The 26,653-nt window shown below is 72.5% G+C and carries 23 protein-coding genes; 13 read left to right on the forward strand and 10 right to left on the reverse strand.

The annotated features are described in order from the left end of the window. Positions 1 to 112 precede the first annotated feature (112 nt). The gene (locus ACZ6I3_RS17030) at positions 113 to 1,363 is read left to right on the forward strand and encodes a M14 family zinc carboxypeptidase (protein WP_469415360.1); all 1,251 of its coding nucleotides are present in this window, start codon (positions 113 to 115) and stop codon (positions 1,361 to 1,363) included. Positions 1,364 to 1,376: 13 nt separating this feature from the next. On the opposite strand, the gene ACZ6I3_RS17035 is transcribed toward ACZ6I3_RS17030, so the two are convergent. Then, positions 1,377 to 2,705 (reverse strand): M14 family zinc carboxypeptidase, encoded by a 1,329-nt coding sequence (locus ACZ6I3_RS17035; protein ID WP_469415403.1) that lies wholly within the window; start codon positions 2,703 to 2,705, stop codon positions 1,377 to 1,379. 176 nt (positions 2,706 to 2,881) lie between these two features. After that, positions 2,882 to 3,448, reverse strand: a complete 567-nt coding sequence (locus ACZ6I3_RS17040; protein WP_469415362.1) for an FHA domain-containing protein — start codon at positions 3,446 to 3,448, stop codon at positions 2,882 to 2,884. A gap of 173 nt (positions 3,449 to 3,621) precedes the next feature. Here ACZ6I3_RS17040 and treZ point away from each other — a divergent pair, with 173 nt between their 5' ends. After that, positions 3,622 to 5,367, forward strand: coding sequence for a malto-oligosyltrehalose trehalohydrolase (gene treZ, locus ACZ6I3_RS17045; protein ID WP_469415363.1), 1,746 nt, complete (start codon positions 3,622 to 3,624; stop codon positions 5,365 to 5,367). Between the two features lie 21 nt (positions 5,368 to 5,388). Here treZ and ACZ6I3_RS17050 read toward each other — a convergent pair whose 3' ends face one another. Next, the gene (locus tag ACZ6I3_RS17050) at positions 5,389 to 6,345 is read right to left on the reverse strand and encodes an aminoglycoside phosphotransferase family protein (protein ID WP_469415405.1); all 957 of its coding nucleotides are present in this window, start codon (positions 6,343 to 6,345) and stop codon (positions 5,389 to 5,391) included. Between the two features lie 46 nt (positions 6,346 to 6,391). Next, the gene (locus tag ACZ6I3_RS17055) at positions 6,392 to 7,519 is read right to left on the reverse strand and encodes an aminopeptidase P family protein (RefSeq protein ID WP_469415364.1); all 1,128 of its coding nucleotides are present in this window, start codon (positions 7,517 to 7,519) and stop codon (positions 6,392 to 6,394) included. Between the two features lie 200 nt (positions 7,520 to 7,719). On the opposite strand from ACZ6I3_RS17055, the gene ACZ6I3_RS17060 reads away from it, so the two are divergent. Beyond that, complete coding sequence (locus tag ACZ6I3_RS17060) at positions 7,720 to 8,475, forward strand: phosphodiesterase (protein ID WP_469415365.1); 756 nt, start codon at positions 7,720 to 7,722, stop codon at positions 8,473 to 8,475. On the opposite strand, the gene ACZ6I3_RS17065 is transcribed toward ACZ6I3_RS17060, so the two are convergent. The 5 genes from ACZ6I3_RS17065 to ACZ6I3_RS17085 all read right to left on the reverse strand — a co-directional run bounded on the left by ACZ6I3_RS17065 (position 8,468) and on the right by ACZ6I3_RS17085 (position 15,490). Then, positions 8,468 to 9,028 (reverse strand): PDZ domain-containing protein, encoded by a 561-nt coding sequence (locus ACZ6I3_RS17065; protein WP_469415367.1) that lies wholly within the window; start codon positions 9,026 to 9,028, stop codon positions 8,468 to 8,470. The two genes, ACZ6I3_RS17060 and ACZ6I3_RS17065, sit on opposite strands and share 8 nt — an antisense overlap. Positions 9,029 to 9,272: 244 nt before the next feature. Then, a complete protein-coding gene (gene cyc2 / locus ACZ6I3_RS17070) occupies positions 9,273 to 11,438 on the reverse strand; it encodes a germacradienol/geosmin synthase Cyc2 (protein WP_469415368.1) in 2,166 nt (721 codons plus the stop codon). 125 nt (positions 11,439 to 11,563) lie between these two features. After that, positions 11,564 to 12,748 (reverse strand): damage-control phosphatase ARMT1 family protein, encoded by a 1,185-nt coding sequence (locus tag ACZ6I3_RS17075; protein ID WP_469415370.1) that lies wholly within the window; start codon positions 12,746 to 12,748, stop codon positions 11,564 to 11,566. A gap of 43 nt (positions 12,749 to 12,791) precedes the next feature. Then, positions 12,792 to 13,439, reverse strand: coding sequence for a ScbR family autoregulator-binding transcription factor (locus ACZ6I3_RS17080; protein WP_469415372.1), 648 nt, complete (start codon positions 13,437 to 13,439; stop codon positions 12,792 to 12,794). A gap of 257 nt (positions 13,440 to 13,696) precedes the next feature. Further along, positions 13,697 to 15,490 carry a S8 family peptidase gene (locus tag ACZ6I3_RS17085; protein ID WP_469415374.1) on the reverse strand — a complete coding sequence of 598 codons (1,794 nt, stop codon included), beginning with the start codon at positions 15,488 to 15,490 and terminating at the stop codon, positions 13,697 to 13,699. 362 nt (positions 15,491 to 15,852) lie between these two features. Here ACZ6I3_RS17085 and ACZ6I3_RS17090 point away from each other — a divergent pair, with 362 nt between their 5' ends. Then, the gene (locus ACZ6I3_RS17090; RefSeq protein WP_469415376.1) at positions 15,853 to 16,770 is read left to right on the forward strand and encodes a lytic polysaccharide monooxygenase; all 918 of its coding nucleotides are present in this window, start codon (positions 15,853 to 15,855) and stop codon (positions 16,768 to 16,770) included. An 18-nt stretch (positions 16,771 to 16,788) separates the two neighbouring features. Here the strand turns inward: ACZ6I3_RS17090 and ACZ6I3_RS17095 are convergent, their stop codons facing one another. Continuing rightward, complete coding sequence (locus tag ACZ6I3_RS17095; protein ID WP_469415377.1) at positions 16,789 to 17,430, reverse strand: Tat pathway signal sequence domain protein; 642 nt, start codon at positions 17,428 to 17,430, stop codon at positions 16,789 to 16,791. Positions 17,431 to 17,963: 533 nt separating this feature from the next. Between ACZ6I3_RS17095 and ACZ6I3_RS17100 the strand changes: the two genes are divergently transcribed. The 9 genes from ACZ6I3_RS17100 (at position 17,964) to ACZ6I3_RS17140 (ending at position 26,549) form a co-directional block, all read left to right on the forward strand. Next, the gene (locus ACZ6I3_RS17100) at positions 17,964 to 18,635 is read left to right on the forward strand and encodes a DUF6230 family protein (protein ID WP_469415378.1); all 672 of its coding nucleotides are present in this window, start codon (positions 17,964 to 17,966) and stop codon (positions 18,633 to 18,635) included. Next, a complete protein-coding gene (locus ACZ6I3_RS17105) occupies positions 18,635 to 19,093 on the forward strand; it encodes a DUF6114 domain-containing protein (protein WP_469415380.1) in 459 nt (152 codons plus the stop codon). The genes ACZ6I3_RS17100 and ACZ6I3_RS17105 overlap by 1 nt, the downstream gene beginning before the upstream one ends. 144 nt (positions 19,094 to 19,237) lie before the next feature. Next, positions 19,238 to 20,494, forward strand: coding sequence for a cytochrome P450 family protein (locus ACZ6I3_RS17110; RefSeq protein ID WP_469415382.1), 1,257 nt, complete (start codon positions 19,238 to 19,240; stop codon positions 20,492 to 20,494). A gap of 90 nt (positions 20,495 to 20,584) precedes the next feature. Next, a complete protein-coding gene (locus ACZ6I3_RS17115; RefSeq protein WP_469415384.1) occupies positions 20,585 to 21,412 on the forward strand; it encodes an SAM-dependent methyltransferase in 828 nt (275 codons plus the stop codon). 214 nt (positions 21,413 to 21,626) lie between these two features. After that, positions 21,627 to 22,631 carry a substrate-binding domain-containing protein gene (locus ACZ6I3_RS17120; protein WP_469415385.1) on the forward strand — a complete coding sequence of 335 codons (1,005 nt, stop codon included), beginning with the start codon at positions 21,627 to 21,629 and terminating at the stop codon, positions 22,629 to 22,631. Positions 22,632 to 22,762: 131 nt separating this feature from the next. Next, complete coding sequence (locus ACZ6I3_RS17125; protein ID WP_469415386.1) at positions 22,763 to 25,171, forward strand: sensor histidine kinase; 2,409 nt, start codon at positions 22,763 to 22,765, stop codon at positions 25,169 to 25,171. Between the two features lie 14 nt (positions 25,172 to 25,185). Continuing rightward, the gene (locus ACZ6I3_RS17130; protein WP_020271575.1) at positions 25,186 to 25,617 is read left to right on the forward strand and encodes a roadblock/LC7 domain-containing protein; all 432 of its coding nucleotides are present in this window, start codon (positions 25,186 to 25,188) and stop codon (positions 25,615 to 25,617) included. Position 25,618: 1 nt separating this feature from the next. Continuing rightward, a complete protein-coding gene (locus ACZ6I3_RS17135; RefSeq protein ID WP_469415388.1) occupies positions 25,619 to 25,978 on the forward strand; it encodes a DUF742 domain-containing protein in 360 nt (119 codons plus the stop codon). Beyond that, complete coding sequence (locus ACZ6I3_RS17140) at positions 25,965 to 26,549, forward strand: GTP-binding protein (RefSeq protein ID WP_469415390.1); 585 nt, start codon at positions 25,965 to 25,967, stop codon at positions 26,547 to 26,549. Before ACZ6I3_RS17135 ends, ACZ6I3_RS17140 begins: the two co-directional genes overlap by 14 nt. Positions 26,550 to 26,653 lie beyond the last annotated feature (104 nt).

Genomic DNA, 26,653 nt, shown 5'->3' on the forward strand with positions numbered 1-26,653 from the left:
CACCCGCCGTCCGTGCTTCCGGGCGCCCCCTGGAGGCTCCCGGGCCGTGCTCTTGACACCGCACCATGGCCGTGGGGTACTGCGACTGCGAACTCGGGCGGATGTGACGGGGGTGAGTGTCCTGCCGGAGCTGCGCTATCCGACGGTGACCGAACTGGTCTCTGCTGCCCGGGCGTTGACCGCTCACCGCCCCGGAGTGTGCACCCTGCGGCAGGTGGGTGCCTCGCGGGCCGGCAGACCTCTGCACCTGCTGTCCGTGGGCCGCGCCCGCCGAGCCGTACTGGTGGTCGCGGGCGCCCACGCCAACGAGCCGACCGGCTCCTGCACCCTGCTCGCGCTCGCCCGGCGGGTGCTGGCGGAGCGGGAGTTGCGGGACGGCATGTCCTGGCACTTCCTGCTGTGCGCGGACCCCGACGGGGCGAGCCTGCATGTGACGCCGGCGCCGCGCAGCCTGTTCGACTACCACCTCGGCTTCTTCCGCCCCGCGGGCCCGGAGCAGCCGGAGTGGGCGCCGTCCGTGCTGCCGCCCGACCGGCTGCCGCCCGAGACCCTGGCCCTGACCGGCGTCATCGACGAGCTGCGGCCCTACCTCCAGGTGACCCTGCACGGCACGGACCTGGGCGGCAGCTGGGTGCAGCTGACGAAGGACGTGCCCGGTCTCGCCGAGCCGTTCGCCAAGTCCGCGGCGGAGCTGCACATCCCGGTGGAGACGGGCGCCTCGGACGCCGCGGGCTGGCCGGCCTCCGGGCCGGGGGTGCATGTGATGCCCGCGCCGGGGATCGGTCCGGCGTACCCGAGCCTGCCGGACGACGCGCGGCACAGCACCTGGTTCCACGCCCATCGGTACGGCGGTCTGACCGCGGTGGTCGAGGTGCCGATGTGGGCGAGCGACCTGGTGGACGACCCGGCTCCGCATCCGGCTCCGGCGGCCGCGATCGGCCGGCTCGCACGCCGGCTGCAGCGCGACGCGCTGGAGGTGACGCGCGTGCTCGACGGCGCGCTGCCCCGGCTGGCGGACCTGGACGGGCCGTTGCTGCGGGCCGCCAAGTGGGGTCTGGAGCTGGTGCCGGGGCTGGCCTCCGACCTGGTCCACACCCCGCCCGCCGACCGCACCATGGCGTACGTCGGCAGCGTGGACGCGTTCGTGCGGCGGGTGCCGCTGCGGGCGGCGGCCATGCTGCTGCGGGTGCTGCGCGGGACCGACGACGGCGCGGCGAAGCAGCTCGAGGAACTCGTCGCGACCTGGAGCGACGCTTTCGCGGAACGTTTCCGCGCCCGCTGGGTGCCTTTGGAGAACCAGGTCGAGCACCAGTCCCGCACGGTGGTCGCGGCGGCGCTGCACGCGCGCGAGAGGACGTCGTAGGCCCCCGCGGCGCTCAGTCGCGCCGCGTCGGCACCGCCGCACCGGCCTCCCGAGCGCCTGTGTACCGCGCGGCCAGTTCGAAGACGGAGAGCACCACGCGTGTCTGGTACTCCGCCTGGCGTGCCACCGGGATCCAGCGCGCTCCGCAGCCGTCGCGGTAGTCGGCGCACCACTCGCCGATCAGCAGGTCCAGCTCCGGCAGGGCCCCGGCCGGGTCGCGGCCCGCCGCCCGCACGAGCTGGTGCAGCAGCCCGGCGGTGCGCAGCACCAGCCGTCGCCCGGAGATGCGCAGGGCGGCCAGGTGGGCGGTGGTCAGGGGCGGCAGGGGGTGGGCCGCGCCGTCGCCGGTCTCGGGGTCCCAGGCGTCGGCGAGGCCGGGGCAGACCAGGAGGTAGTCGTCGACCGGGGCGAGCAGGCGCGCCGCGTCGGGCACCACGGCGAGGTGCGGGCGGATCCTGGCCAGCAGGTGCCGCAGGAGCCCCGTGTCGTGGCGCAGGCTGCGGCTGACGGCCCGTAGCACCGCGTCCCCGTCGGCGGGCGGGGAGCCGTCCGACACGGCCGCCACGCCCCACATGGGCGCCTCGACGACCGCGGTGACGGTGCCGTGCCGGTGCGGGTGGAACCACGTCGACTCGACGGCCGCCTCCGTGATGGCCGCGGCGAGGCCGGCCCGGCGCGGTGGCGGGATCCGGTAGACGGCGGGTCCCAGGCCCGGCCAGTACAGGGCGTCGTACGCGCCGAGTTCGCGGGGGATGCCGAGCCGGGCGGCGATGTGGGCGAGGCGCGGGGCGAGGCCGGGCAGGTCGCGGGTGAGCTCGACGAAGCCGCCGCCGATGTCCACGCCGTGCAGGGAGCACTGGAGGAACGGGCGCAGTTCGTCCTGGACGCCGAGCAGCGCGCGGGTCTCGGGCAGGGCGGCGCCGGCCGCGCCGTCGGGCAGCCATTCGGGCTGTTCGAGGAAGCCGGGCCGGAAGAAGTTCCGGAAGTACTGGCCGAGGGTGTACGGGCCGGTGAGCCAGCCCTCGTTGCGGCGCAGCCCGTCCGGGTCGAGGCACAGCAGCAGGTTCCAGGTGGCGTCGGCGCCCTCGGTGAGCCGCGCGTCGGCCAGGGCACGCTCGGCCAGGCGCAGCACGGTGGCGCCGCCCACGGGTTCGTTGGCGTGCGGGCCGGCGACGACGAGGGCCTGGTGGCTGCCGTGGCCGACGGAGAGCAGCCACAGGGGGGTGCCCGCGCGGGACGTACCGATCCGGCGCAGCCGGGCGTCACGGGGGTGGCGGGCGACGAGGGCGGCGGCCCGTGCGCCCAGTTCGTCGACGGTCGGGTAGCGCGGGAGGGGCGGCAGGGCACACCTCCCCCATGCGGTGCCGTCGCTTCACCAGGTGTAGCTGGCGTACACACAGTGAGTCACGACTTCAGGGGTGCGTCAACACCATGAACGACAACGGGATTTGAGCCACCGCCGATCGACCTGCGGCCGACAACTCCCAGGCCGGCGCCGGGGCGTGCCTCGGTTTCAGGTCAGCCGGACGCGGGCCGGACCCCGGTCAGCCGGAACGTCATCTGCCCGAAGCCGACCTGGTCGCCCTCGCGGACGAGGGCGGCGCCGACGACCCGCCGGCCGTTCACGGTCGTGCCGTTGGTGGAACCCAGGTCGCGCAGCACCCACATGCCGCCCTGGTGGTGGAGTTCGGCGTGGACACGGGAGACGGTCTCGTGGTTGAGGCGCAGGCCGCTGGCGGGGTCGCGGCCTATGCGCAGCGGATGGCCGTGTTCCGGGTGAGGCAGCAGCAGCTTGGGCAGGCGCTCGGCCTGCCAGGCCCGGCGCAGCCGCACGGTGAACCCGGAGACCGCCTCGACGGTGCCGAACACCAGCCGGGAGAGCCGGCTCTCCGTGGGCAGGTCGGCGGTGAGCACGGCGAGCTCGTCCGGGCGGCGGGCGGTCAGCACGAGTTCCATGCGACGGACGAACGTGTCGTGGGACAGGCGGCCCATCGCGGCGCCGTCACGGAGCACCTTCAGCGCCCTTTCGCGCTCCACGTCCGAGAGCCGCGCGGGGTACGTGTTGAACTCGAAGGACGACGTCACGCTGGTGATTGTCGGGCAGCGCGGCCGGGCTGTCCAGAAAACGGGAAAACGGCCGCCACGCGCGCGTACCCGGCGACACCTGCCGCAAAAGGGAGGATGCGCCAGCGGATTGATCTCGTTTGACGCACCATGGACGGGCTACATCACGGTGAGCAGACGAAGGGGAACCGTCCGTGCAGTTCGAGGTGTGGGCACCACAGGCCGGCCGTGTGACGCTCCGGTGCGACGACGTCACACGCGCGTTGGAGCGCGATCCGCAACGGCCGGGGTGGTGGCGGGGCGAGGCCGAGGCGCGCGACGGCTCCCGGTACGGCTTCGCGCTGGACGACGGGCCCGTGCTGCCCGATCCGCGCTCGCGGCGGCAGCCGGACGGCCCCGACGGACTGAGCGCGGTCGTCGACCACGAGCGGTACGCGTGGCGTGCGGAGTGGCCGGGGCGGCCGCTGCCCGGCGCGGTGCTGTACGAGCTGCACGTGGGGACGTACACACGCGCGGGCACCCTGGACGCCGCGGCCGAGCGGCTCGGTCATCTCGCCGAACTGGGCGTCACGCATGTGCAGCTGATGCCGCTGTGCCCCTTCCCGGGCACGCACGGCTGGGGGTACGAGGGTGTGTCGCTGTGGGCGGTGCACGAGCCGTACGGCGGGCCCGAGGCGCTGAAACGCTTCGTCGACCGGGCCCACGAACTCGGCCTGGGCGTGGTCCTCGACGTGGTGCACAACCACTTCGGCCCGTCCGGCAACTACCTGCCCGTCTTCGGGCCGTACCTCACGGACACGCACCACACGCCCTGGGGCGCCGCGGTCAACCTGGACGCGCCCGGGTCGGACGAGGTGCGCGCGTTCCTCGTCGGCAGCGCGCTGGCGTGGCTGCGCGACTACCGGATCGACGGGCTGCGCCTGGACGCGGTGCACGCGCTGGTGGACACGCGGGCACGCCATTTCCTTGAGGAACTGTCGTCGGCCGTGGACGCCTTGGCCGCCGAGGTGGACCGGCCGCTGTTCCTGGTCGCCGAGTCGGATCTGAACGACCCGCGGCTCATCACCTCCCGCGCCGGGGGCGGCCTCGGGCTGCACGCGCAGTGGAACGACGACTTCCACCACGCCCTGCACACCACGCTGACCGGCGAGTCGCAGGGCTACTACGCCGACTTCGCGCGCGCCGGGCTCGGCGGGCTCGCCAAGACGCTCAGCGGCGGCTGGTTCCACGACGGGACGTACTCCAGCTTCCGCGAGCGGCACCACGGGCGCCCTCTGGACCGCAACCGCGTGGCCGGACACCGGCTCCTCGGCTACAGCCAGACCCACGACCAGATCGGCAACCGCGCCCAGGGGGACCGGCTTTCGGCCCTGCTCTCCCCCGGGCTGCTGGCCTGCGCGGCGACGCTGACGCTGACGGCGCCGTTCACGCCGATGCTCTTCATGGGCGAGGAGTGGGCGGCCGGCACCCCCTGGCAGTTCTTCACGGACCACACCGACCCGGAGCTCGCCGACGCCGTACGGCGGGGCAGGCGGCGGGAGTTCGCGGCGCACGGCTGGAAGGAGGAGGAGGTGCCCGACCCGCAGGATCCGGCGACCCGGGACCGCTCCTGCCTCGACTGGTCCGAGCCGGAACGCGAGCCCCACGCGCGCGTGCTGGCCTGGTACCGGCTGCTCCTCGCCCTGCGTCAGGAGCAGCCCGACCTGACCGACCCCGACCTCGCCGACACCAAGGTGGCCTGCGACGAACAGCGGCGCTGGATCGCCTTCCGGCGCGGGGACGTCCTCGTGGCGGTGAACCTGGCGCCGGAACCGGCGGAACTGTCGCTCGGCGTGCCGCACGCGCGCGTGCTGGCCGCGTGGGAGCCGGTCGGGACGCCCGGCGCGGACGGGGTGGTGCGGCTGCCCGGGGAGTCCGGCGTGGTGCTGCTGCAGGGATGACGCGCCCGCGGCGGCACTCGGCTACAGGGCGTCGTCGTCCGTCTCGCGCAGGTCCGTCACCCGTTCCAGCAGGATCGGCTCCCAGGCGTGGCGCAGGTGCGTCCGCGACACGGCGAGCCGGGCCGCGTCCCCGACCGTGACGGCCTCGGCGAGGTGGACGACGGTGTCGCAGCGGGCGAGCCACAGGCCGCGCAGACACGGCCGGGCGCCGTAGCCGGCGAGGGTGGCGGCGCGTACGGCCGCGGGTGAGCCGACGGCGAGCGCGAGGCCCGCGATGTCCTCGGCCGGGTCGCCGACGACCGCGCCGGCCCAGCCGAGGACGCCGCGCACCCGGCCGTCGGCGCTGACCACGAGGTGGCCGCCGGTGAGGGCGTGGTGGGTGAGGACCGCCGTGCCGGACTGGGCGGCGAGCTGGGCCGCGGCGGCCTGCGTGAGCTGGTGCAGGCGCGCGGCGTCGAACTCGTCGGCTTCGGCGCAGTGTTCGGCGGCGCGTACGGCGGCCCGGCGCAGCGCCTCCAGGGAGCGCGGCGCGGCGCGCGGCACACCGAGGGTCTCGGCCTGCCGGACCGGCACCTCGCGCAGCCCGGTGAGCAGTGCCGCGAGGTCGGCCTCGCCGACGGCGGACACGTCGTGGTCCTGCCCCGAGCCGCCCGGCACCTTGGTGTCCAGCGTGTAGGTGAGCCCGGCCGCCCACTCGCCGTGCGCCACGCTGGCCGGCACCGCCACCGGGATGTGCGGGCGCACGAGGTCGCGCAGGCGCAGTTCGCGGCGCTGGCGGACGGTGGCCTCGCGGTCGGGGGCCAGGCGCAGCACATGGCGGGTGCCGACCCACCAGGTGGCGGGTTCGGCGCCCCGGGTGGCGGGCCGGACGTCGGGGCCGGTGCCTTCCCTGCCCTGCCCGGTCTCCTTGCCGTCCTTGAGGAGGGACTGGACCAGCCTGCGGACGGTGTCCGCGGTGGGTGTCGGTGCCTGGGTCATGGTCGCGCCGTTGCCGTTCGGGAGGCGTGGTGGGGACATGGTGGCGTCACTCCACTATGACCAGCTCGCGGGAGGTGGTGTTCAGGCGCCGCCCGCCGTCCTCGGTGACGGTCACGATGTCCTCGATGCGCACGCCGAACCGGCCCGGCAGGTAGATGCCGGGTTCCACGGAGAAGCACATGCCGGGCACGAGGGGCCGCAGCTCGCCCTCGATCATGTACGGCGGTTCGTGGGTGGTGACGCCGATGCCGTGTCCGGTGCGGTGGATGAAGTACTCGCCGTAGCCGGCGTCGGCGATGACCGCGCGGGCGGCCCGGTCGACGTCCTGGCAGGTGGCCCCCGGCCGCACGGCGCGGAAACCGGCCTCCTGGGCCGCGCGCACGAGGTCGTGCACGGAGCGTTCCTCGTCGGTGGGTTCGCCGGCGTGGACCGTGCGGGAGGTGTCGGAGCCGTAGCCGTCCCGCAGGCCGCCGAAGTCGAGGACGACCATGTCGCCGCGTTCGATGACGCGTTCACCGGCCTCGTGGTGCGGGTTGGCGCCGTTCGGGCCGGAGGCGACGATGGTGAAGTCGACCTGCTCGTGTCCGTGCCGGCGCAGGTGCCGGTCGAGGTCCGCGGCCACCTCGTATTCCCGGCGGCCGGTGAACGGGACGTTCCGGATCTCCTCGAACGTCGCGTCGGCGGCGGCTCCCGCGGCCGCCATGAGCTCCAGTTCGGCCGCGTCCTTGACGGCACGCAGCATCGGCAGGGCCTCGGTGAGCGAGCTGTAGGAGCTGCCGGGCATGGCCTGCCCCAGGGCCAGCAGGTGCAGCGCCCAGGCGTTGTCGCTGATGCCGAACCGGCCCGAGGCGTCGAGCAGGGCCGCGGTGGCGGCGTAGGGGTCCTTGCCGTCGGTCCAGTCGCGCAGGGCCAGGGCGGGCGCGCCGGCCGCCTTGTGCGCGTCCGGGGCCTCCAGGGCGGGGACGACGAGGACGGGGTCCTGTCCGGCGGCGAGGACCAGCAGGGTGAGCCGTTCGGTGACCGCCGGGGGCGTGTAGCCGGTGAGCCACACCAGATCCGGTCCGGGGGCCACCAGCAGGCCCGCGAGACCGGCCTCGGCGGCATCGCGCGCGGCGCGCTCCATGCGCGCCCTGTAGTCGTCGGCGGTGAAGGACGCCGCCGTGCTTCCGGTCATCCGGGCCTCCCAGGGCGGGCGAAGGGGCTACGGGCAGACATCCTGCCCGGCCCGCGGGGGCGGCGCGAGCCGTCTGCGGACTTCGTCCGAGCATCGTTGCTAACGGCAGGGCATTTCCCAACCGTTAGATCTAATGCTTAGATTCGCTACACCCATTAGCTGGGCATCCATCAGTCGTTCGAACGAGGGGGCGTGCGGCCGTGCTCGTACTGGCACACATCAGCGATCTGCATCTGGACGGGAGCGCGCGGGCGACGGAGCGCGCCGAGCGTGTCCACGACCGGTTGCGGGAACTGCCGGGCCGGGTCGACGCGCTGCTGGTGACCGGGGACATCGCGGACCACGGCACGGAGTCCGAGTACGAGGAGGCGGCCCGCCTGCTGGGACTGCGCGACGGCGACGCCCCGTTCCCCGTGCTGACCTGCCCGGGCAACCACGACAGCCGCGTGCCCTATCGCAAGGCGCTGCTGGGCCTGCCCGGGGCCGAGGGGCCGGTCAACAGCGTGCGGGTCTTCGACGACGGAGCCGTGCTGATGTGCGACTCCAGCGTCCCGGGGAGCGACGACGGGGAGCTGGACGAGGAGACGTACGACTGGATCGAGGCCACCCTCGACGAACTCGACAGCGGCCTTCCGGCCCTGCTCGCCTTCCACCACCCGCCGGTGGCGCTGCACCACCCCCTGCCCGACTCCTGCGGGCTGCGTCGAGCCGACCGGCTGGGCGGCCTGCTGGCACGCAGGCCGGAGATCGCCGGGCTGATCACCGGCCACGCCCACACCCCCGCCGCCACCTCGTTCGCGGGGCGGCCGCTGGTCACCGGCCCCGGTGTGACGTGGACGCTGCGGCTGCCCTGGGAGGGCGATCAGGCCGCGGACCGGGACGCGCCGCCCGGACTCGCCTTCCATGTCCTGGACGACACGGGGCGGCTCACGAGCCACTTCCGGGTGGTCACGTGACGACGGCCGGTACGACCGTCAGCTGCTGGTAGCCACCGCCCCGGTGCCGCACCGTCACCCGGACCTCGGCACCGGGCCGGGCACCGGCGACGGCTCGGGCCAGGTCGGCGGCCGTGTCGATGCGGGTCCTCCCGAAGACGAGGAGCAGGTCGCCGCGCTCCAGGCCCGCCGCGTGTCCCGGCCCGGGGACCTGGATCCCGACGACCAGGGCTCCCGGCTTCCCGGCGTCCATGACCTGCACGCCGAGTGTCACGGCGGCGGGCACGGACGCGACGGCGGACGGCGAGGGGCCGGAGGGCGAGGGCTTGCGCCACCCTCGCGGGTCGAGGACTCCGCCCGCGTCGGCCACCGTGGCGCCCACCGTCCCGAGGCCGATCCCGCAGAGGACGAGCACCACGCCCAGGAAGGCGGCGAACAGCGCGTTGACGAGCCGTCGGCCCCGCCGCCGGGCGGCGCGCGGGCGCGGCCGGGCCGGACCGGCCTCGGTGGCCGGCACCGCCGCACCCGGTTCCTGACCGGGCATCGGCTTGGGTCGCAGCGCGGTCTGTTCCATGGCTCGCCTCCGGATGGTGCCGAACGGGATCGCCTCCGGCGGATGCGGAACGATCACGGCTGGTGCTCTACCCGGCACCTCGGCACGCGACGAGCCACGAACGAGTGAGACTGACCGGCGCCGGCAGAGGCCATACGTCCCGTCGGAACGGCCGGAAACACGGCGCGGCTCGCACCGCACCCGGCGGACGGGTGCGGTGCGAGCCGCGGGTCAGGAGGAGCGGAGGGCCGACCCGGGCGCCGTCTCAGCCGAGCGCGGGCACGGGCACGGCGGGGGCCCGGCCCGGGAGGAAGCCGTGGGCGCGGCGGGCCAGCCAGGTGGCCTTGTAGCGGTCCACCTCCTGGTGCCAGTGCAGGATGCCCGCCAGCCAGTTCCGCAGGTCCGTGACGTACTCCGCCATGACGGCACGCGCCTCGTCGGAGAGCCGGAAGTCCTCGTAGAGCACCGGCAGTTCGTGCTCGACCACGTGCTCGAACTGCCGCATGCGCTGGCTCATCAGGTCGTGCACGATGCCGAGCGCGGCCGGGTAGTCGCAGCCGAAGAAGGACTGCACGACGAGGATCGCGTTGTGGACCTCGCCCTCGTACTCGATCTCCTTCTGGTACGAGAAGACGTCGTTGATCAGACACGCGAAGTCGATCGCCGCGTTCTCCAGGGAGCGGACCGGGCCGCTGCGGTAGACCTCGGGCGGTACGGCCGGGCCGTGCCCCATCCGGCACATGCTCAGGGTGAGGTCGGAGCCGAAGGTCGCCCGGCGCATCTCCAGGTAGTCGACCGGGTCGGGGACGCGGTTCTGCAGCTGGTTGGACAGCTCCCAGACCCAGCTCTCGGTCATGACGTTCACCGCGTCCTTCAGGGTGCGCCGCGCCTCGGGCGTCATCTCCGCGGTGGTGCGCAGCCACAGGTCGACCAGGCCCCGCTCCATGGCGTTGACCGGGACCGGCGGCGTCCCGCCGTCGACCGGCATGCAGTCGGACAGGCGGGCGGTGGTCAGCCGGGCGGCCGCCAGGTCACGCCGGTGGCCGTAGACCAGCGGGTAGTAGTCGTCGCCGTAGGTGCCCCAGGCGAGCCACTGCGCGCTGAGGTCGAGGGCCTCCGGGGTGGCGTCGGGGTCGAGGCCCGCCGAGCAGAGCGCGAGGTCGTAGGCCCTGAGCTTGTCCTCGTCCCAGACGCCCTCGGCGAGGATGCCCATGCGGTCCGTCCAGCGGCGCAGATTCCGGCGGGCATTGTCGAGGTGCGGGCTGAGTGCCAGCGGGAACGGCATGCGGATGTCGGGGATCCGGGACGGCCCGACCTTCTGGTACGGCACGTGTGTGTAGGAGCGCAGGCGACGCTCGGCACCGGCCGAGGCGAGCAGGGCGCGCACGTCGGCGGCGGAGGTGCCCGTGCCGCTGCAGCCCGGCCAGGGCTTGCCGCCGCGCGCGTTCTTGTTCATGTAGCGGCTGGACCGCATGTGCCACTCGTGGCCGCCCGACTGCCAGTCCTGCAGCCCCTTCGTGTAAGCCGCGACGGCCGCCACCTCGTCCGGGGTGAGGCCCTTGTCCAGGGCCACCGCGGGCACTTCGGTGAACGCCGTGTGCTCGAACTGGTGGAGCCGGGAGGTGAGGACGTCGTTGACGGTGTCGGCGGCCTCCTGGGTGGTGCAGCCGAAGAAGGTCTCCAGGACGAGCACGCCGTTGCTGAGCTCGCCCTCGTCCTCGACCTCCCGCTGGTAGGAGAACAGGTCGTTGCGCAGATGCACGGCGTCGGAGAACGTCTCCATCAGCACCCTCAGCGGCCTCGACCGGGCGACGGAGGCGGGCACTTCGGCGGTCGCGTACTCCACGAGCCCCGCCGACCAGGGGGCGCCGCCCACCTTGCGGCGCATCTCGATGTACTCGACGGGGTTGGAGATCCGCCCCTCGTTGATGTTGGACAGCTCCCACATGGACTCGTTCAGAAGGTGCTCGGTGGCCACGGCGAAACGGCGCCGCCAGTCCTGCGACATCTTCGGCACGGTACGCGCCCACAGATCGGCGAGACCCGCCTCGACGGGGTTCTCCGGTTCCGGTACGGGAGCCGAGAGGTCCAGCGGCATGAACAGCGGCAGCCGGTCCAGGTGGGCCTTGCCGGCGAGGCGGTCCTGGCTGCGCTTGTACATCTCCAGGAAGTGGTCGTCGAAGAAGAAGACCCACACGTACCAGTCGGTGATGAGGGAGAGGGCCGGGCCGTCGCAGTCGGGGTGGGTGTAGGCGCAGAGCAGACCGTAGTCGTGCGCGTCGAGGTCGGCCTGCTCCCAGACGCCGGATCCCTCCAGCATGCCCATCTCGCGCGCCCACTCCGTCGAATGGGCGCGGGCCTCCTCGACATGGGGGTTCAGCCGCGCGGGGTGCGGCATGTAGAAGTGCGGGAGTTCGAACGGCTGCGTCATGGCCGGGCCCTACCCGGCGCCCCGCGGCGGCATCCGCGGGGCGGGACATGATCACACCATCGCGTGAATCGAACGTGAACGCAGGCGTTGTGAAGCCGGCCTGGCCTATTCGGAGGCGGCCCGGCCTAGCCGGGGACCCGCACCTGGATCAGCGCGTGTGTGCCGCTGGTGCGCCAGCGCCCGCCCTCCGCCGCTACCAGTTCGGCCTCCGTCCGGCTGTCGAGGCCGGTGATCACATCGGACTTCAGGGTGCGCAGGGCGGCGACCGGGCCGGGGAAGTACGCGGTGACGTCCGTGAAGGGGGTCGTCGGGGACCAGAGCCGGTCGCCCACCAGGCGGCGGTAGTTGAGGTCGCCCTTGAAGACCGTGAGCGTGGCCGAGGCGAACTCGGCGCGCAGGTCGCCGGGCATCTCCTGGTACGGCAGCGGCGCGCTGGAGAAGGGGTGGGCGCGCAGGACGAGGCGGCCGTCGGCCAGGGCCGACCAGAGGTGCCGTCCGTGGTCGGCGGCCACTCCTCCGGCACCGGTCAGCCGGCGCAGGGCGTCGACGACGTCGGCGGTGGTGGCGTCGGAGACGTAGTAGGGGTACGGCTTGACGTGCAGGACCGCCCGTCCGATCCGGCCCTGGGCCAGGAGGTGGGCGATGAGCAGCAGGTCGGGCACGAGTTCGCGGCCCGCGTTGTCGGCGACCAGGCACAGGGTGCCCGTGCCGGTGCCGTCGAGCAGGGACCACAGCCGGTCGCTGTCGTCGGCCACCAGACCGGGGGCGGCGTCCGCGTCCCGCGCTCCCTCGGCGGAGAGGCGGAAGCCGAGGTCGGCGCGGTTGCCCCAGAGGGAGCCGTGCAGCAGGGCCTGTGCCTGTGCGCCGGCGGGCCGGTTCGCGAGGTCGTCGAGGGCGGCGAGTTCCTCGTAGGTCTCGGCGGAGTCGAGTTCGGCGACCTTGAACGGGCGGAAGGGGTCGATGCCCTGCCAGGGGCCCGGGCCGAAGTAGCCGACGGCCTGGAGCAGTCGCCGGTAGAACCAGCTCTCGGACCACAGCCACGGCACGTCGAACCAGGAGCGTCCGGTGTACTCGCCGAGCCCCCAGGTCTCCCAGAGGTCCCGGTCGTGCGCGTCGGCGGGGAGGGGTTCGATCTCGCCCTTGGTGCAGTTCGCCAGCAGCTCGTCGAGCGCGCGGTGCTGCCCGGGTTCGTAGGGGAAGGCCTCGCGGACCTGGCGGATGATCGCGGGGTGCCGCTCGGCCAGCACGCTGTGGGGGAACGAGCCCGGCTGGTTGCCGAGGAGCACGGGTGGGGTGGGGGTGTCGGGCATGCGGCTCACCGTAGCGCGCGGCCCCATGCCCGGGCCGGACCGGTCAGACCGGCGCGATCTCCCGCTCCAGTCGGGCCGCCAGGCTCAGATAGCGGGCGCGGCGGGTCACCGGGACCAGGCTGCGGATGAGTATGTTCCACATCTCGGCCGTTCTGCGGGGCTGCCGCGCGACGGGCTCGCGGGTGCGGCCCACGACCCGGGTGCCGACGAAGAAACAGACCAGGGAGTGGGCCACGACATCGACATCGATGTCCGGGTGGACGTCGGATTCCTTGACCGCGCCGACGAGCCGGTTCGTGACGATGTCCAGCCACTCCGTGAAGGGGTGGCTCAGCGGCGGCCGCGGCTGGATGCCGCCCGTGGCGAGCCGCAGCCCTGCCCGCAGGACCGGGTCCTCGACGGACATGCGGGTGATGCCGAACGTGAGGCGCATCAGCGCCTCCAGCGCGGTGTGGCCGCGGCTGTCGGTCTCCGTCGCCAGTCTGCGGGCGGTGTGCGACTGAAGTTCGAGGATCGCGTGGGCGAGATCCTCCTTGGCCGCGAAGTGGAAGTACAGGGCACCCTTGGTGACCTGAGCGTGCTCCACGATGTCGCTGAGACTGGTCGATTCGTAGCCGCGACGGTCGAACAGGTCAGCGGCGGCCGTGATGATCGTCGAGCGGGTCTGCTCGGCTCGCAACTGCCTCGCCATCGGCTGAACTCTCCCGGGACGGAAATGAACGGGTCATGCCGTTTGTTTTTACCCCGCGTACACGATAACTCACCCTCAGACGGCGTTCATCACACCAGTGTGCCGGAGTGCGGGTGCACATCCGGCAAAACAATCGCAACCGGTGAAAGAAAACAGCGCATTCGGTATCTAACTGTGGGGGTTGTGCGGGCAGACGTAAAGGCGGGCCGGCCGGTGCCCCATCCGCACCGGTCGACCCGCCCGCTGGTGAACGCGAATCAGAAGGTCAGCTTCCAGCTGTTCAGCGTGCCCGTGTCCTGCGCCGAGGTGTCCTGGACGCGCAGCTTCCAGGTGCCGTTGGCGGTCTCGCTCGACGCGTTCACCGTGTAGGTGGTGTTCACGTTGTCGGCGGAGTCCGACGCGGCCGACTTCAGACGGTACGTCGAACCGTCCGGGGCGACGAGGTCGATGACGAGGTCGCCGCGGTAGGTGTGGGTGATGTCGACGCCGACCTGGAGGGCCGAGGGGGCGTTGCCGCTGCGGCCGGTGACGCTGATCGGCGACTCGATCGCCGCGCCGTTGTCCGGGACGGCGACCGCGGTGGTGCTGGAGAAGGTCGTGCCGGTGGTCGTGCCGCCCTTGACGGCCTGGACCGTCTTGGCGGCGTCCGCGAGGCCGGCGCCGCAGCCGCCGGAGCAGGTGCCGGGCAGGGCACGGGCGTTGGCCTTGATGGCCGACTCGATCTGCGCCGGGGTGAGGGCGGAGTTCGCCGACTTCAGCAGCGCGGCGAGGCCCGCGACGTGCGGGGTCGCCATGCTGGTGCCCTGGTAGTAGGTGTAGTTCTCGCTCGACGGCGTCTTCGTGCCGGAGTTCAGCGTGGACAGGATGCCGTTGGCGGTGGTGCGGGTCTCGCCGCCGGGGGCGGCGATGTCCACGAGCGAACCGAAGTTGGAGTACGAGGCACGGCTGCCCGCGCGGTTGGTCGCGGCGACGGAGATGACGTTGTTGCAGTTCGCCGGGGAGGAGTTGGAGACGTTCTGGTTCTCGTTGCCGGCCGCGACGACGACCGAGGTGCCGCGGTTCACGGCGCCGGTGATGGCGCTCTGGGTGGCGGTGGAGCAGGCGCCGCCCCCGCCGAGGCTCATGTTGATGACCTTGGCGACGTTGGTGTTCGCGGGGACGCCGGAGACGGTGCCGCCGGAGGCCCAGGTGATGGCGTCGATGATGTCGGAGTCGTAGCCGCCGCACTTGCCGAGGACACGGACCGGGGAGATCTTCGCGCCGTAGGCGATGCCGGCGATGCCCTTGCCGTTGTGGGTGGCGGCGGCGATGGTGCCGGCCACGTGGGTGCCGTGCCAGGAGGAGGTGGAGGCCGGGATGCCCGTGCCGCACTCGTTGGCGTTGTACCAGTCGCCCGGGTCGGCCGGGTTGCTGTCACGGCCGTTGCCGTCGACGGAGACCGCGGTGTCGGAGATGAAGTCGTAGCCGCCGACGATGTTCGCGGCCAGGTCGGAGTGGGTGACGTAGCCCGTGTCGATGACGGCGACGGTGACGCCGCCGCCGGTGGTGGTGTCCCAGGCGCCCGGGACGTTCATGCCCGCGGTGGACTCGAACAGGTCCCACTGCTTGGCGTACTCGGTGTCGTTGGGCGTGACGGCCGTCGGCTTGTTCAGACGGTCCGGAACGACGTAGGCGACCTGCGGGTCGGCCTCGTACTGGGCGACGACGTCGGCGACGGACGCGCGGGTGGTGCCGGCGCCCAGGTCGACGAGGGCGGCACCGGTGCCGAGGCGGCGCTGGAAGTCGACGTCCTCGCCGGTCTTCTCGGCCTTGGCCTCGGCGTCGGCGGCGGCGGCCTTGTTCGACTTGGCCTCGGTGGCGCCGGACTTGTAGCCGACGATGAGGCGCTCGGCCGTGGCGCCGGGGGCGGCCTCGGTCTGCGCGGTGGGGACGGCGGGGCGGGGCGCGGACTCCTGGGCGACGGCGACCGAGGCGGGGGCGGCGGTCAGCAGCGCGGCGGAGACGACGGCGACGGATATCAGCTTCCGTCTGAGCTCTGGGGAGGTACGCACGGTCGTTGCCTTTCGTGGCCTGACTCCGGGCTGGGCGGAGCGGCGGTGGAGTCGCTTCGTCGTCGAAGCGGAGGGGGGTGGTTCGAAAAGCGACGCGATGGCCGGCCAGACGCGAGAAGACGAGCGGACCCGTTCGGGGTTACCTGTAGGTCAGCTGTGCTCGATGTGGTCGAACGATAGGCAAAGGGAAGGTCATCGGGATACGGGGGAAACCCTCGATCCGGCCGGGAACCCACCCTCTATGGAGGGCAGTTGGGCTCGAATGCCCGCTTTCGAACGCGTCCGTGCGCGGTGAACGCGCCGGGACGGTTTCCCGTACTGCACTACCGACGTTGCCGCCCCGGCCGAGGAGACGCAGAGGGATGCCTCGTACGACCGCACACCGCACCGCAATCGCGGCCGCCCTCGTGACCCCGCTGCTGTTGCCGCTGTGGGCCGCCGGACCGGCGGGGGCGCACGGCGCGCCGACGGACCCGGTGAGCCGGGTGGTGGCCTGCTCCCCCGAGGGCAGCGATCGTGCCGGCACGGCGGCGTGCCGCGCGGCCGTCGCCGCGAACGGCGCGCCCTTCACGGCCTGGGACAACCTGCGGCTGGCGGGCGTGAACGGCCGGGACCGGCAGGTCGTCCCCGACGGGAAGCTGTGCAGCGGGGGCCTGCCCGCCTACCGGGGTCTCGACCTCGCCCGCGCCGACTGGCCCTCGACCCGGATGACGCCCGGCGCGACGCTGACCATGCGGTACGTCTCGACGATCCCGCACACCGGCACGTTCCGGATGTACCTGACGAAGCCCGGCTACGACCCGGCCGGGCCGCTGTCCTGGTCCGATCTGCCCGGGAAGCCGTTCGCCGAGGTGACGGACCCGGCCCTGACGGACGGCGCCTACCGCCTGGAGGCGACCCTGCCGTCCGACCGGACCGGGCGGCACGTGCTGTACACGGTGTGGCAGAACAGCAGTACGCCGGACACCTATTACTCGTGCTCGGACGTGGTGTTCCCGGAGAAGAAGGCGGCCGCTCCGCAGCAGGAGGCGGCGTCCCCGGAGGAGAAGGAGCAGAAGGAGAGCGAGAAGCCGGAGGAGAAGAAGGAGCAGGAGGAGCAGGAGCCGGGAGGGATCTCCGCCGCCCCGCAGCCTCCGCAGCAGCAGGGCGAGCACACCCCGGTCGCCGCCACCTCCGGCCCCGGCTCTGGCCCGTCCACGCCCATGCTGGCGGGCGGCGCCGCGGCGGTGCTGTTGCTCACCGGCGGCGCCGCCCTGGCCGTACGACTACGGCGACGCTGAACCAACCTCGCCGGAAGCTCAGTTGACGTTGATCGCCACGCCGCCCTTCGTCACCGGGGCGTACTTGGCGGTGAAGAAGGCGTTGGCGAAGCAGAGCGACGAACCGGAGACCTTCGTGAACTGCTGGTTGGTGAAGGAGATGCTGTGGTCGGCGTTGCTCGCCGTGCCGGTCAGGCTCGGTGCCTGGTAGACGCAGGTGATGCTGCCCAGCAGAGTGCGCAGCTTGACCGTGGACTGGATGGCGGCGCTCGCGCCCGGGGTCACGGAGACGGTGCCGTCGGAGGACACGCTGGCGGTGTAGGGCAGGTTGTCGACGGTGATGCTGTTGACGCCGAGCGAACCGACGACGTTGGTGGTACAGCCACTGGTGTCGAAGGTGTGCGAGGCCAGGGACTCGGTGGCGGTGCCCGGGGCGGCCGGGTTGCCGGTGACCTTGGCGGAGAACGCCGACTTGGTGCACGAGATGCCGCTGGTGCCGGTCGCGCTGGAGTAGAAGGTGGCGGCGGTGCCGCTCGCCAGGGACGCGTCGAGGACGTCGCCGACCGCGACGGCCGCGCCGTCGGTAGTGGTCAGGACCGGGGTGTCGGCCGCCGAGGCGGGGGCGGCGAGCCCCAGGGCGGCGACGGCGGCGGTGAAAGCGAGCAGGGTGCGAGTACGCATGCGGGTGTACCTCTTTCGGAAGCGGGGGGGTGAGGGGGCGCGCATAGGCGTCCGCCGTTGCCGGTCCGTCACGCCTTCTCCGTACGTGACGGCCGGCAACGGCGGTCCGGTCACCGGCCGGAGGCACGCACGGGGACGCGGCGCCGGCCGGGCCGGGCGGGGGGTGGCTGGTGGCTGGTGGCACGGCGAGATACCCGTTCAGGACGGGGGGTCCTGGGGCGCGCGGACGGTGCCGCGTGACGGATCCGGCGCCACGGATCCGGTGAGACGAGGAGAGTTGTAGACCTACCGGTCAGTCAACGTCAAGGCATTGCAGGGGAGTTGTGCGTCGGCTGAGAGTTTCCGAACGCCGTTGACTCACATACGGCGCACATTCAACACTCTTTGTTCACACTTCCCTTGACCCTTCATGTAACCCCCGGTAACTTCCGACTCGGCTACCGCGTCGTAGTGCATACGTACGCGGTCGGTGTCCGCGCCAGGGCAACGTGCCACCGAAGTCCGATCCGCACCGACACGCACCTGGAGCAGACATGACCTCCTCCGCCGAGCACACCCCCGAAAGACCGGACGGCCCCGCCGCCGCGGACGCCGGCGACGCCTCCGCGCGTCGCGGGCGGGTCCGGGCACGCCGGGCCGCGGTGATGGCGGTGCCGGCCACCCTGGTCGCCGCGAGCCTCGCGGTCCTCACCGCCGAGGGGGCGCTGGGCGTGCAGTTCGCCATCTCCGGCATGCCCTTCACGGTCACCGCCACCGAGCTGAAGGGCACCGGCTTCGCACAGTTCGGCGGCCTGGACGAGATGGCCGAGGGCAGCCCGAACGCGGGTGAGACCGGCGGCCAGGTGCTGGTCGTCACGTCCGTGATCAAGGACGCGACCCTCACCAAGCTGTGCCAGAGCGTGGACCTGGGCGGCACGAACCTGATCATCAGGGCGGGTGAAGGCAAGAAGAAGGTCCGGGCCAGCGACCTGACCACCGACTCCACCCAGCTCTCGGGCGACGCGTCCTTCAAGAACATCGAGATCGGCAACGACGCCAGCAAGCTCAACAAGGCCGGGCCGCTGGGCAAGGGCCCCATCGGCGTCTTCAGCCAGCAGTCCGACACCGTGCGCATCACCAACCTGCGGCAGACCAATTACGCCACGACGGCCGCAGTGTTCAAGCTGCCGGGGCTGAAGCTGGGCTTCAGCGAGTCGGGCTGCTGATGCCCGGCGGCTCACGCGGGAACGTCCGGCCCGCCTTCCGCCGGTGGCGGGCGGGCCGTCCCTTCTGGGGCGGGCTGCTGCTCACTCTGGGAGGGGCGGAGGTCCTGCTCACCCTGAAGGCGTCGCTGGACGTCATCCTGCACGTCGGCATGCAGGGTCTGGCCGGCTATCTGCTTCCGGCCGTGATGCTGCTGTGCGGTGTGCTGATCCTCTTCAACCCCGCCCAGCGCCTGTTCTACTCGGTCATCGGGGTGCTGGTCTCCCTGGGGACCTGGATGACCTCGAACCTGGGCGGCTTCTTCGTGGGCATGCTCCTGGGCGTCGTCGGCAGCTGCCTCACCTTCGGCTGGCTCCCTGACCAGGAGCCGCGCGTCAGCCGGCGGCAGCGCAGGAAAGCGGCCAAGGCCGCACGGGCACAGGCGCCGCCCCTGGAGCGGGAGGTAGGACAGGCCGTCTGAATCAGGCCCCGTGACTCTCTTCAGGCCAGTGATCCCGCACTCCCTGGCGTCGCCCGGCCGCGGCGACTTGGCTGGACGGGCCACGCGCCCTGCCCACGAGGCGGGCGCGCGGCGTACAACAGCCGTGAGCCCAGGGAGAGTCCGATGGATCAGACCCACCCGATCGTGATCGACCCGACCGGCCGCGACATCCACGGCGAGGCGACCCGGATCCGCGAGCGCGGACCCGTCACCCCCGTCGAACTCCCCCATGGTGTCCCGGCCTGGGCGGTCAGCGACACCTCGCTTCTGAAACGGCTGCTCACCGACCCACGGGTGTCGAAGGACCCGCGCCGGCACTGGCAGCGCTGGATCGACGGCGAGGTCTCACCGGACTGGCCGCTGTTCACCTGGGTGGCGGTGCAGAGCATGTTCACGGCCTACGGCACCGACCACAAACGGCTGCGCACCCTTGTCTCCAAGGCGTTCACCGCCCGTCGCACCAACGCGTTGCGGCCACGGATCGAGGAGATCACCGCGGCACTGCTCGACCGGGTCGCCAAGGCCGGGGCCGGCGGCGGCGCGGACGGCCGGGCGGTCGATCTGCGGGAGGAGTTCTGCTATCCGCTGCCCATCCAGGTCATCGGCGAACTCCTCGGACTGCCGGATGAGTTGGGGGACGAACTGCGGGTCGTGGTGGACGGCGTCTTCCACACCTCGGCCGACGCGGCCGAGGTCGCCGACATCTACACCCGGTTCTACGCCGTCCTCGGTGAACTCGTCGCCGCGAAACGGGCGGTGCCCGGGGACGACCTCACCTCCGCGCTGATCGCCGCCCACGAGAAGGAGAGCGGCACGCGGCTCAGCGAGCAGGAACTGCTCGACACGCTGATGCTGATGATCAGCGCCGGCCACGAGACGACGGTCAATCTCCTCGACAACGCCGTCCACGCGCTGCTCACCCGCCCCGGCCAGCTCGCGCACGTCCGCGGCGGACGCGCCACCTGGGACGACGTGATCGAGGAGACCCTGCGGGCCGAGGCACCGGTGGCCAGCCTGCCGCTGCGGTACGCCGTCGAGGACCTGCCCCTGGGGGAACTGGGCGGCCCGGACGGCGCGGTGATCCGCAAGGGCGAGGCGATCCTCGCCGCGTACGCCGCCGCCGGACGCGACCCGGAGCAGCACGGCCCGGACGCCGCCGTCTTCGACGTCACCCGCACCGCGAAGGACCATCTGGCCTTCGGGTACGGCGTCCACCACTGCCTGGGCGCCCCGCTCGGCCGGCTGGAGGCGCGCGTGGCCCTGCCGGCCCTGTTCGAACGGTTCCCCGGCCTCACCCTCGCCGTACCGGCCGCGGAGCTGAAGCCGGTGGACTCGTTCATCTCGCACGGCCATCGGACGCTGCCGGTCCTGACGGGCTGACGGGTTCCGGGGAGAGCCAGGAGTGATGGAATTGGGACCGTCGGTCCAACTGTGGCCGTCGACGGGTGAGTTGTGTACTGGGAGGCCCGGATGCCGGAGCACCGTATCGACACCGAGAGCGCGCACTCCGCGCGGATCTACGACTACATCCTCGGCGGCGACGACAACTACCCCGCCGACCGGGAGGCGGGCGACGCCATGTGCCGCGAGTGGCCCGCCCTGCCGGTCCACATGCGGGCCAACCGCGACTTCATGCACCGCGCCGTGCGGTATCTCGCCGCCGAGGCGGGGATACGCCAGTTCCTCGACATCGGCACCGGCATCCCGACCCCGCCCAACCTGCACGAGATCGCCCAGGCGGCGGCCCCGGACGCGCGGGTCGTCTACGTCGACAACGACCCGCTCGTCCTCTCCCTCTCCCAGGGCCTGCTGTCCGGTACGCCCGAGGGCAGGACGGCGTACGTCGAGGCGGACATGCGCGACCCGGCGGCCGTCCTCGACGCCCCCGGTTTCCGGGAGACCCTCGATCTGTCGCAGCCGGTCGCGCTGACCGTCATCGCGATCGTGCACTTCATGCTGGACGAGCACGACGCCGTCGGCATCGTCCGCCGGCTCCTCGACCCGCTGCCGCCCGGCAGCTGTCTCGCGATGTCCGTCGGCACCGCCGACTTCGCCCCCGACGAGGTCGGCCGGGTGGCCCGGGAGTACGCCGCGCGCGGCATGCCGATGCGGCTGCGCACCCTGCCCGAGGCGGCGGAGTTCTTCGAGGGGCTCGACCTGGTGGAGCCCGGCATCGCACAGGTCCACAAGTGGCGCCCGAACCGCACGGACGGTACGGAAAACGGCGATGCCGGGAACGGTGTCACGATCCGGGACGAGGACATCGCGATGTACGGGGCGGTGGCGCGCAAGCCGTAGCCGGGGAAGGGGGCCCTGACCTCGCCGTTCGGCCCGTCGGACGGATCATCACGATGCGGCAGCGGCAACTCACGGCTTGTGGCCGCTCACTTGACTACCGGTGGTCACACACGGTTGGCTCCGGGCCAGAGAGAGTCATCGGGTCGGGCACGTTCACGGCCCCGCTGTGCTCTCACCCTGCTCTTGCTCGGCCGCACAGCGAGGTCCACCCCCCATGAACACTCCTGCCCCGCAGCCCACCACCATGAGACTCTCCCGAACCGTGGCCCTGGCCTCCGCCGCGTGTCTGCTGGTGTCCGGCTGCTCCGCCCTCGGCGTGGCCGACGACGGAGCGGATACGGCAGCCGCGTCCGGCGGCGGCATGAAGGTCGCCCTCGTCACCCACGGCGGCGAGGGCGACGCCTTCTGGGACCTGGTGCGATCAGGCGCGGAGACGGCGGCCGCCAAGGACGGCATCGACCTGACGTACGCCGGCGACTCCGACCCGGCCGCGCAGGCCGAGCTGGTGCGGGCCGCGGTCCGCGACAAGGTCGACGGCATCGCCGTGACGCTGGCCAAGCCGGCGGCGATGCGCGGCCCGGTCGCCCAGGCCAAGGCGGCCGGCATCCCCGTCGTCGGGCTCAACTCCGGCATCGACGCCTGGCGGCCGACGGGACTCCTGGAGTACTTCGGCCAGGACGAGTCCCTCGCCGGCCGGGCCGTCGGCGACAAGCTGGACGAGGTCAAGGCCAAGCACGCCCTGTGCGTGGTGCACGAGCGGGGCAACGTGGCGCTGGAGGCCCGCTGCGCCGGCGTGCGGAAAACGTTCCGCGGCGACACCGACAACCTGTACGTGGACGGCACCGACCTGAACGCGGTGACCGCCACGATCGTGTCCCGGCTGCGGCAGGACACCAGCATCGACGAGGTCGTCACCAACGGCGCCCAGTTCGCGCTCAGCGCGGTCAAGGCCGTCGAGCAGGCCGGCAGCGGAGCCGAGGTGGCCACCTTCGACCTCAACAAGGATCTGGTCAAGGCGGTCCAGGGCGGCGATGTGCAGTTCGCCGTGGACCAGCAGCCGTATCTGCAGGGCTATCTCGCGGTGGACGCCCTGTGGCTGTACCGCACCAACGGCAACGTCAGCGGCGGCGGGACGGCTCCGGTGCTCACCGGGCCCGCGTTCGTGACCAGGTCGAACGTGTCCGCTGTGGCACGGTTCGCCGCCGCCGGGACCCGGTGACGGGACGCTTCCTGTGACGGTGTCGCCAAAGATTCGGTCAGGCCCGGTTCGCACGCCCACTTGTACGGATAACATCCTGCGCATCCCATCTTCCCCGTTCCTCGCTCCCCGCTGATCGCCCTAGGACGACGATGTCTCGACGGACAGGTGCCCGGCGCCGTCTCGGTTCCATACGCCTCTCCCTGTGGCTGCTGGCCCTGGTGCCCAGCGTCACCCTCGCCGCCATGTGGGGCGTGACGACGATCCAGATGTTCTCGGAGGGCCTCCGGCTGCGTGACCAGACGGAGCTGAGCCGGTCGACCGGCGCCATGGGCACCGACGCGACGCTCGCGCTGCAGCGGGAGCGCAGCCTGTCGGCCGCCTGGCTGGCCTCGCCGCACGGCTCCCGCACCGCCCTCGACGCGCAGCGCGAGGAGACCGACAAGGCGGTCGCGAAGCTGGTCGGGCAGGCGGACGCGATCGAGAAGGCGCCCTCCCGCGTCTCCGACCGGCTGTACTCGGTACTGGGCTCGGTCGGGAGCCTCGAGTACTACCGGGACCAGGTGGACGACCCCACCGACATCACCCCGCAGCAGGCGCTGGACCAGTACTCCTCGATCATCGACGACCAGATCCACGCCTTCCAGGAGCTCTCCCAGGTCGACGACGGCGACCTCACCTCGCAGGCCGGTCCGCTGGTCGCTCTGGAGCACGCGGCGGAGCTGGTCTCCCGGGAGGACGCGCAGCTGACCCTGGCCTGGCCGTCGGGGCATCTGGACGACAGGGCGTGGGTGCAGTACGCGGAACTCGTGAACACCCGGCGCTGGCTGGTCCAGGACCAGGTCGTGCCCCAGCTCACCGGCGAGGCCAAGGCGCGGACCGAGCGGATCCTGGCGAGCCCGGAGTGGCGGACGCTGGAGTCGATCGAGGACCAGGTGCTGGCGGCCCGGAACTCCGGCACCGACGCGGACCGGATCGCCCTGCCGGACGCGCGGAAGCGGTGGAACGCCGCCATGGACAAGCTGTCCGTGCACTACGCGAGTCTCATCGAGCAGCAGACGACGGGACTGCTGGAGCGCAGCGCCGACAAGGCGGACGGGACGCTGATCAAGGCGGCGTCCCTGAGCGCCGGGGGGCTGCTCGCGCTGCTGCTGTGCGTCGGCATGTCCTGGCGGATCACCCGCTCGCTGTCCCGGCGGCTGCGCGGCCTGCGCCGGGCCGCCGTCAGCCTGGCGCAGGAGCGGCTGCCCGACGTGGTGGCGCGGCTGGAGCGGGGCGAGACGGTCGACCCGGAGTCGGCGACGACCCCGCTGGACTACGGGCACGACGAACTCGGCCAGGTGGCCCGGGCGTTCAACACCGCCCAGCGCACCGCCGTGCACACCGCGGTCGAACTCGCCGACACCCGGCGCGGCTTCCAGAAGGTCATCCTGGGCATCGCCCGGCAGAGCCAGAACCTGGTCAACCTCCAGCTGAGCAAGCTGGACGCGCTGGAGCGCGAGCACAGCGATCCCGACATCCTCAAGGGCCTGTACGAACTGGACTCCACGGCCAGCCAGTTGCGCCGCTACGAGGAGAACCTCGTCATCGTCAGCGGCGAACGGCCGGGCCGCAGCTGGACCGAGCCGGTCGCGCTGATGGACATCCTGCGCAGCGCGGTCGGCGAGGTCGCCGAGTACCAGCGGGTGGAGGTGCACACCGAGGAGGAGGTCTGCGTCGCCCCGCCCGCGGTCGCCGACGTCATCCATCTGCTGGCCGAACTCATCGACAACGCGACCGCGTACTCCCCCGCCCCGAGCCCCGTCACGGTGCGGGCCCAGATGGTCGCCAAGGGCCTCGCCGTCGAGATCGAGGACCGCGGCCTCGGCATGTCGGAGGAGGACTACGCGTCCTTCAACGAACAGCTCGCGGTGCCCCCGCAGTTCGACGTGGTCGCGCTCGCCGACGACCTGCGCCTCGGCATGTTCGTGATAGCCCAGCTGGCCCACCGGCACGGCATCGCCGCCACCCTGCGCCTGTCGCCGTACGGCGGGACCACGGCGATCGTGCTGATTCCGCACGACATCGTGGTCCGGGAGACCCCGTCACCCACCGGCACCCCCGACGCCCGGAACGCGAAGGCCACGAACGGGACGCACAGCCTCGCGGCCCTCGGCGGCCCCAGGGGGGCGGGGGCCGAGAGTGTCTCCGGCACCAGCGGCGGTGGCGGCGACGCCGGGTCCGAGAGCGCCGCCGGCGGTGCCGGCGACGGCCGTTCCGGGCGTGAGCCGCGGCCCCTCGTCGTGGCCCGGACCGCACCGGCCGCCCGCACCCCCCGCGGAGACGGCCTCGCCCCGCTCCCCCGTCGGGTGCCGCAGACCAGCCTGGTCGAGGAACTGCGCGAGGAGTCCGTGCCCGACGGCGACGACGGCTCCCTCGACGACTTCACCGCGGAAGCCGCCGCCTCCTCCCTGGCCGGCTTCCAGCGCGGCACGCTCCGGGCCCGTGACGAGGACCCGGCCGCACCACCCCGGCAGGCCGCCGCCGACGCCGCCCCCTCGACTCCGCCCGCCGACCGCTGACGAAGGACACCGCAATGACACGCCCCATCCCCGCCACCCACACCCAGCTCGACCAGCTGCTGACCGGACTCGTGGAGCGGGTCGCCGACGTGAACCAGGCCGTGGTGCTCTCCGAGGACGGCCTGGTGGTCAGCAAGTCCACCGGCTTCCTGCGCGACGACGCCGAGCGGCTCGCGGCGACCGCGTCCGGTCTGATGAGCCTGAGCAAGGGCGTCAGCATGGACTTCCGGGGCGGTCCGGTGCGCCAGGCGCTCATCGAGATGGCCAACAGCTATCTGATCCTGACCTCCGCCGGCCCCGGCGCCCATCTGGTCGTGCTGACCGGCCCGGGCGCGGACGTCGGTGTGGTGGCGTACCAGATGAACATGCTGGTGAAGAAGATCGGCGAGCACCTCAGCGCGGCACCGCGGGGCATGGCCGGACCCGTCGTCGACCCAGGCGTGTGAGGTGGGCGAAGGCGATTCGGCGGGCCGGCTCGTAAGACCGTTCGCCCTGACCGGTGGCCGGACGCGGCCCAGCCGTGCCGACTTCACGCTCATCGCGACGGTGACCGCGGTCGATCCACCGCCGGCCACCGCGGCCCGGTGCCAGCCCGAGCACACCCGGATCCTCCGGCTGTGTGCCGAGCCGGTCGCCGTGGCGGAGCTGGCCGCCCGGCTCGACCTGCCGGTGAGCGTGGTCGTCATCCTGCTCTGCGACCTGCTGGAGGCGGGCCGGATCGCCGTCCGCCCGCCGCGCCTCGTTTCCCGTACGACTCCGGACCTGGACCTGCTGCAGAAAGTGAGGGACGGCCTTGGCCGGCTCTGACCCCGTCACTGACGCGTCCTCGGCACCCGACGCGGTCAAGATCCTCATCGCCGGGGGCTTCGGCGTGGGCAAGACCACCATGGTCGGGTCGGTCAGCGAGATCGCCCCGCTGCGCACCGAGGAACCCCTGACCATGGCCGGTCTGGGCATCGACGACCTCGACGGCATCGAGGAGAAGCGGGCCACCACCGTGGCCCTGGACTTCGGCAGAATCACCATCAGCCGGGAACTGGTGCTGTACCTGTTCGGTACGCCGGGGCAGCAGCGGTTCTGGTTCATGTGGAACGACCTGGCGCTCGGCGCGCTCGGCGCCGTGGTCCTGGTCGACGTCCGCAGACCCGAGTCCAGTTTCGCCGCGATCGACTTCTTCGAGCGCCGGGAGATCCCGTTCGTCGTCGGGGTAAACGGCTTCCACGGCAAGCACCCGTATCCGGCCGAGGACATCCGGGACGCGCTCGCGGTGCCGGAGCATGTGCGGGTGCTGCTGTGCGACGCGCGGGACCGGGAGTCGTGCCGGGACGTGCTGATCGCCCTGATCGACCAGTTGATCGCGTCGGCCGTACAGGCCTAGGGAGACGTCGCGGGGGGGGGGGGGGGGGGGGGGGGGGGGGGGGGGGGGGGGGGGGGGGGGGGGGGGGGGGGGGGGGGGGGGGGGGGGGGGGGGGGGGGGGGGGG

Source organism: Streptomyces sp. NPDC041940 (assembly GCF_055589465.1).